This window comes from Pseudomonas sp. NBRC 111127 (assembly GCF_001320345.1).
In the GTDB taxonomy this organism is placed as follows: domain Bacteria; phylum Pseudomonadota; class Gammaproteobacteria; order Pseudomonadales; family Pseudomonadaceae; genus Aquipseudomonas; species Aquipseudomonas juntendi.
In genome coordinates this window covers 1-6,341 of record NZ_BCBD01000229.1, presented here as the reverse complement: position 1 = coordinate 6,341, position 6,341 = coordinate 1, and the positions used below count along the sequence as shown (strand labels likewise).

Genomic DNA, 6,341 nt, shown 5'->3' with positions numbered 1-6,341 from the left:
GTGTTTCAGGCTCCGCCAGCCAGGAAGGCTTGGGCAAACTGCCGGCAGTGGAGGTGGGAAGTAGCGTGTTCATCAGCGGTTACCTTGTGCGTTGAGGTGATCAGCCGGCGTATTGAGCGGACCATTGCTCCAGGGTGGCCTGGTACGGTTTGACGAAGCGCTCCTCGGCAAACCTGCCTTGTTCGAGCGCCAGGCGGCTGCGCTCTTCGCGGTCGTAGACAATGCGTGTAAGCGAATAGTCCTGGTGCTGCAGGCTCGGTTGGTAGGCCATTGCGGCTGCCGCATTGGCGTTGTAGATCTCGGGGCGGTAGATCTTCTGAAAGGTTTCCATGGTGCTGATGGTGCTGATCAGCTCCAGGTTGCTGTAGTCGGCCAACAGGTCACCGGCAAAGTAGAAGGCCAATGGCGCCACACTGCCGGGCGGCATGAAGTAGCGCACCTTGAGCCCCATCCTGCTGAAGTATTCGTCGGTCAGCGAGTGGTCGTTCTGGTGATACTCGACGCCCAGCACCGGGTGCTGGTTTTCAGTGCGGTGGTAAACCCTGCTGCTCGACACACTCAGGCAGATGACCGGCGGCTTGTCGAAGTGCGCCTTGTAGGTGGCCGAGTTGATGAAGCACTTGAACAGCTTGCCATGCAGTTCGCCAAAGTTGTCCGGCGTGCTGAAGCTTGGCCGACCCTTGTTGTGTTCCAGCAACAACACACTGAAGTCGTAGTCCCGCACGTACGAGGAAAAGTTGTTACCGACCATGCCGTCGATACGGCGGTTGGTGGTGTGGTCGACGATATGGGTCTGCAACAGCTCGATCATCGGCAGGCCGCTGCTGCGCTGTTCACTGTGCAGGTGCAGTTCCACCGAAATGATATCCAGCTCTACGCTGTAACGGTCTGCATAGGCATTGTCCCAGTGCGCCAGGGCGTTGAAGCGGTTGTCGATCATCTGCAAGGTGTTGCGCAGGTTTTCCTGGCGGTTTTCCCCCCGCGCCAGGTTGGCGAAATTGGTGGTGATGCGCGTGTTTTCGCCGGGCTGGTAGTGCTCGTCGAAAGCGGTGCGCTGCACAGTGAATTGCGGTGCGTAAGCCATGTTGTACGGTGTCCTGATGCCTGGCTCGTGCCGTTGGGTAGTGCAAGCAGGCAACTATTGCCATGGCGCGAGCGACGTGATGTCCGTGTTCAGGCCGTATTCTAGGCAGGGGCCCTACATGAATGATATTGAAGATAAATCACTAATGATTTAGCGCCGCTCATGATGCTGGGGTGTCGGGAGTAGGCAACGGGAAGGAAAGCTTGTGTATGCGGTCGAGCGCGGGCGGTTGGCCCTGTGATCTTGCTCGCAACTTTCCAGACTAAAGGTACGGAATTTTCAAGTTGGCATGAATATCCCATGTCAGTCGGGAGTCCAGTCTCCACCTACTGCACTACCTCCATCACCTCCACGGAAGAACAAGAAAGGGGGCTAACATGAGTTGTCTGATTTGCGCAGGGCACGCGGAATCCGTCGAATGCACCCTTGGATGGGAGGAGCGGCGCTGTTCCCAATGCGGGTGTTACCGAATGTCCCAGTCGCTGATCCTGTTGATGATGGAAGAGGGGCAGATCTTCGACACCGAGCGCATGCGCCAATGGCTGGTCGTGCGGCGTGGGCAGGTGCCGGTGCCCGCCATCGACCATGAGCACGCCATCCTGCGCCTGTGAGTGGCGTAGACGCTCAGGTGCCTGTACAGGCAGTTGTGTACCTGGCTGGCTGACCTACGGCATCATAGCCGCTCGGCCACCCACTGACCCAGGATGCTGCAATGCGCAAAGTTGGCGAGCGACTGCCCGACGTGAACCTGTACCCGTCCCACAACCATGCTGGCGCCTGCACCCAGGGCCCGAACGCTTCTTCGATTGGCCAGCGTCGCCAGCAGCGCACAAGGTAAAGACGGTTGAAACTTCACCAGCTCCGGGCGCTTGTCGCCATTCACAATGCCGGTAGCATCCTCGAAGCCTCCAAGCTCCTGCACATTACCCAACCTGCCCTGAGCCGTTCGATCAAGGAGCTGGAGCGCGAGGTGGGCTTCGCTTTGCTGCAACGTTCACCCAAGGGCATGGCCCTGACCGAGGAAGGCAAGCGCGTGATCCGCCATGCCAACCTGGTGGTCGAAAGTATTCGCCGCCTGCAGATCGAAGCGGCGAGCATCCAGGACGCCACGCTGGGCGCGGTGTCGATCGGCGTCACCTCGCTCACGGCCATGCTTGACGGGGTGGATGAAAGTATCCTGGCGTTCCGGCGTAAATACCCGCGGGTCAAACTCACCATCACCGACCTGCGCCCTAGCCAGATCCTGCAACGTTTGCGCGATGGCAGCCTGGACTTCGCCATCACTTCGCAGCAGCCGCTCAGCCGCCTGAGCCTGGACTGGGAGGCGCTTGGCAGCATCAAGGGCAGCGTGATCTGCCATGTGTCGAACCAGCAGCAGTTCAGCAAATCGCTGCGCACATTGCAGTACGCCCACTGGATCAGCCTGGACGAATTGGCCGATCAGGCTTCGCAGTTTCACCAGCTGTTCGAGGCCAACGGCCTGCCCGTGCCGCAAAATACCGTGGAGTGCACCTCGGTAATGATGGCGCTCAAGCTGCTGCAGAATACCGAGGCGCTGATGACCATCAGCCAACTGGCGGTGGACCAGAGTTTCAGGTACGGCATTGGCAGCGACTTCGTGGTCATGCCGGTGCAAGAGCTGATCCCGGATTACCCGATCAACCTGGTTTGCATCGACCGCCATAGCCTCACCACACCTGCGCAGGAGCTGTATCACAGCTTGCGCGGGCGGGTGCTGAGGCAAGCCCGGGCAGGGGCGTCAGAAGTGGTAGTACATGCCTAGCGCGACGTTGACCGGGTCGTCGCCCGCCTGCTCGAGCGGGGTACCTGCGTAGGTGACCGCCGAAGCGGGCTGGTTGGCGATCAGGCCGACCCGACCATACACGGCCCAGCGCGGGGTCACGAAGTGGTCGTAGCCAACCACTGCCGCGAAGGCGTCCTGGTCCTTGGCGGTGACCTGGCGTTGCATGATTGCCAGGCGTAGCACATCGCGTTCGCCAACCGGCACCATTGCGCCCGCAGTGATCAACGTTGTGCTGGGGCTGCCGGCCTGGTCCACGTCCTGGCGTTGCCAGGTCAGGCTGGTGGCCAGCGGGCCGAAGTCGTAGAACGCCGACAGGCTCTTGTAGCGGTTGGCGGTCTGGCGCGTGTTGCCAGCGTCGTCCCATGGGTCGCTGTAGTACAGGTTGTAGGAGCTCAGCAGCATCACCCGCTCGTTGCGGTATTGCAGGCGCGCGCCACCGCCTCGCAGGGTGCGTCCCTGGCTGGCGGCATCGTCGAAACCAAGGCTCACTGCCGTGCCCAGGCTGAAACCGTTGAGGTTCGGGGTGGTGTAGGCCAGTGTGTGCTTGGGGCGCAGGTCCAGGTAATAGGCGCCCTTGCCGGCTGCTGGCAGGGCCAGGTAGGTGTAGGGCGAGCCATACGTGGCCAGGAACGGGTCGGCGTAGGTGGGGGTGCCCATGCTGTAGGTCTTGCCGAACTCCAGTTTACCCAGGCTTTTCGAACGTAGGGCCACAGCCGCCAGGCGCAGGCTGCCGACAGTGTCCCAGCTGCCCTCCAGTGCCTGGCCATTGAGGTTGAAGCCTTCTTCGGCTACCAGCTCCAGCGCGCTGTCAGCGCTTAACCCCTTGCGCGCATACAGCCCAAGCTTGTTGGTCCAGGCACCGCCGCCGGCCAGCCTGAAGCCCGCGTGCCGCTGCGAGTCGTGGTAACTGGCAAAGGCGTCCACGGTGCCGTAGACCTTGAGCGTGTCATCAAAGCCGTAGTCCACCCCGTAATAACCGAAACCAGGCGCGATCCGGGCGAGTGCCGGAAAGCCCTCTGCCTGTGCCTCAGCGGCCAGGCAAGCGCTTTGGATCATCAACAGCAACGATGTAGTGCGAGTGTTCATTCACGACTCCAGGCCAGCACGATGATGGGGTGGCTGTAGCGTCGGTGAATAACCCGTTGCAGTGTGATTGCTTATTCGGCCAGTGCATGCCGTTTGGTTAAGCCAATGGGCGCCTTTGCGGTGGCGCATGACCGGTGCTCATGCCCTTGGCAACGGCTGACCTGCGGCCATCGGGCAACGCCTGCAGCATCGGTTGCATGCCTGCCGGGGTGCCGACCCCAGGGCGCTGGGCTGATTAACCCCGGGTTAACCAATTGCCGAAACTGCAAGTGTATTGACTGCCCGATTGGCCGATATTCGTTGCACGCCGCGATTCGCCAACGGAGAAAAACAATGACAACACCGCTACCCGCACCGCCAGTTCTGCAGGCGGATGCGCCTTGCAGTGCGCACTCGTCGTCCTCGCGTAAAACCTTGATTGCCTGCTCGCTGGGCAATGCGCTGGAAATGTACGACTTCACGATCTACAGCTTTTTCGCTGTATTGATCGGCAAGCATTTCTTCCCGTCCGATTCGGCAATGGCTTCGCTGTTGATGTCGCTGGCCACCTTCGGCGTCGGCTTTCTGATGCGGCCGGTCGGGGCCATGGTCATTGGCCGTTACGCCGACCGGCATGGGCGCAAGGCGGCCTTGTCGCTGACGATTGGCTTGATGACCCTGGGTACGGCATTGATCGCGTTCACCCCCACCCATGCGCAGATCGGTATCTGCGCCACGCTGCTGCTGGTGGCCGGTCGGCTGATTCAGGGCCTGTCGGCCGGTGGCGAGATCGGTACCGCATCGGTGTTCCTGATGGAGTCCAGCGCTGTTGGCAAGCGCTGCCAGAGCGTCAGTTGGCAGGCGGCCAGCCAGGGCTATGCCGCCCTGGTGGGGGCAGGGTTCGGTCTGGCGCTCAGCCAATGGCTCGAGCCGGACGCGCTGGAAAGCTGGGGTTGGCGCATCCCGTTCATTTTCGGCCTGCTGATCGGCCCGGTCGGCTGGTACATTCGCACGCGGTTGCCGGAAACCCATACCGCCGAAGCGGCGCGTTCAGGCGAGCCGGTGCTGGATGCCGCCCTGCTCAAGCGAATCGCCCTGGGCATTGGCCTGATGGCCAGCTCGACCATCGGCATGTACCTGTTCGTGTTCTACATGCCCACCTACCTGACCACCGCCTTGCATTACCCGCCAGGCAGCGCGATGGCGATCGCCTGCATCAGCAGCGGCTGCATGGCGCTCATCTGCCCACTGGCGGGCAAGTTCGCCGACAAGCACCAACTGCGCAAGCGCCTGCTGGTATGGACGGTCGCCACGCCGGTGGTGCTGACCCTGCCGGTGTTCTACCTGCTCGGGCATATCCAGCACTTGGGGCTGGCAATGATGTGCGTGGCGGTGCTGATCCTGCCCACCTGCATGGGCGCCGGTGCGTTCTTTGCCCTGATGATGGAGGGGTTCCCCAAGGCGCGGCGCTCTTTCGGCACTTCGGTCAGCTACAGCCTGGGGGTAACCCTGTTTGGGGGGTTCTCACCGTTGGTGGCCACCTGGCTGATCGCTGCGCTGGGTACGCCATTGGCCCCGGCCTACTTCTTGTTGGCCGGTGGTGCAGTCAGCCTGGTCTGCCTCAACTACTTCCCTGAAAACAAAGGATGCGAGTGACATGGGTACTTTGCAGAGTGATCAGCCGTTGCAACCAACTGCAGCGCTCGATGCGTTTGTCATGCTGCGCCGGCAGATCCACGCCGCGCCGGAGATAGGCGGCGACACCCCGGGAACGGCGGCGCTGGTAGCCGACACACTGCAGGCGCTGGGCTACACGGTGCATCGGCAGGTGGGTGGGCACGGGGTGGTGGGGGTGCTGAAGGTGGGTGACAGCCCGCGCAGTATCGGTTTGCGTGCCGACATGGACGCCTTGCCCATGACCGAGAAGAACGCTTTCGCCCATGCCAGCAAGGTGCCCGGGCGAATGCATGCCTGCGGTCATGACGGGCACACCGCAATCCTGCTGGCGGCTGCAGCGCAACTGGCGGCTACCCGCCAGTTCAACGGCACGTTGAACCTGATCTTCCAGCCGGACGAAGAGGGCCTGGCCGGCGCCAGGGCGATGATCGACGATGGGCTGTTCGAACGCTTCCCGTGTGATTCGGTGTATGCCCTGCACAACATGCCCGGCCTGCCGGTGGGCACGTGCGTGGTGCAGGCCGGGCCGACCATGGCCTCTTCGCAGCGGGTCAGCATTCGCATCACCGGCAAAGGTGGCCATGGGGCGATGCCGGAACTGTCGGTAGACCCGATAATGGCGTTGCACAGCCTGATCGGTGCGATCCAGACCATCAAGTCGCGCAACCTGAGTGTCGACGACCATGCTGTGATCAGCATCGGCATGATCCA

General features: G+C 61.9%; 7 protein-coding genes. 5 read left to right on the top strand and 2 right to left on the bottom strand.

Features of this window, described 5'->3' with window-relative positions; translation table 11 throughout:
- Positions 1 to 100 precede the first annotated feature (100 nt).
- A complete protein-coding gene (locus APH30_RS25650) occupies positions 101 to 1,084 on the bottom strand; it encodes a DUF1852 domain-containing protein (protein WP_054914117.1) in 984 nt (327 codons plus the stop codon).
- 470 nt (positions 1,085 to 1,554) lie between these two features.
- On the opposite strand from APH30_RS25650, the gene APH30_RS29235 reads away from it, so the two are divergent.
- From APH30_RS29235 to APH30_RS25645, 3 genes are all read left to right on the top strand, one after another.
- Complete coding sequence (locus APH30_RS29235) at positions 1,555 to 1,695, top strand: hypothetical protein (RefSeq protein WP_009682311.1); 141 nt, start codon at positions 1,555 to 1,557, stop codon at positions 1,693 to 1,695.
- 101 nt (positions 1,696 to 1,796) lie between these two features.
- Positions 1,797 to 1,922, top strand: a complete 126-nt coding sequence (locus APH30_RS29730) for a hypothetical protein (protein WP_256222139.1) — start codon at positions 1,797 to 1,799, stop codon at positions 1,920 to 1,922.
- Between the two features lie 6 nt (positions 1,923 to 1,928).
- Positions 1,929 to 2,867, top strand: coding sequence for a LysR family transcriptional regulator (locus tag APH30_RS25645; protein WP_009682310.1), 939 nt, complete (start codon positions 1,929 to 1,931; stop codon positions 2,865 to 2,867).
- Here the strand turns inward: APH30_RS25645 and APH30_RS25640 are convergent.
- Positions 2,844 to 3,974, bottom strand: coding sequence for a porin (locus APH30_RS25640; RefSeq protein ID WP_054914116.1), 1,131 nt, complete (start codon positions 3,972 to 3,974; stop codon positions 2,844 to 2,846). The two genes, APH30_RS25645 and APH30_RS25640, sit on opposite strands and share 24 nt — an antisense overlap.
- Positions 3,975 to 4,307: 333 nt before the next feature.
- Here APH30_RS25640 and APH30_RS25635 point away from each other — a divergent pair, with 333 nt between their 5' ends.
- Together APH30_RS25635 and APH30_RS25630 are read left to right on the top strand one after the other, a co-directional pair.
- Entirely contained in the window at positions 4,308 to 5,609 is a 1,302-nt protein-coding gene (locus APH30_RS25635) for an MFS transporter (protein ID WP_054914115.1), read from the top strand.
- Between the two features lies 1 nt (position 5,610).
- The coding region (locus APH30_RS25630) for an amidohydrolase (protein ID WP_156326688.1) at positions 5,611 to 6,341 on the top strand (731 nt) is incomplete at its 3' end.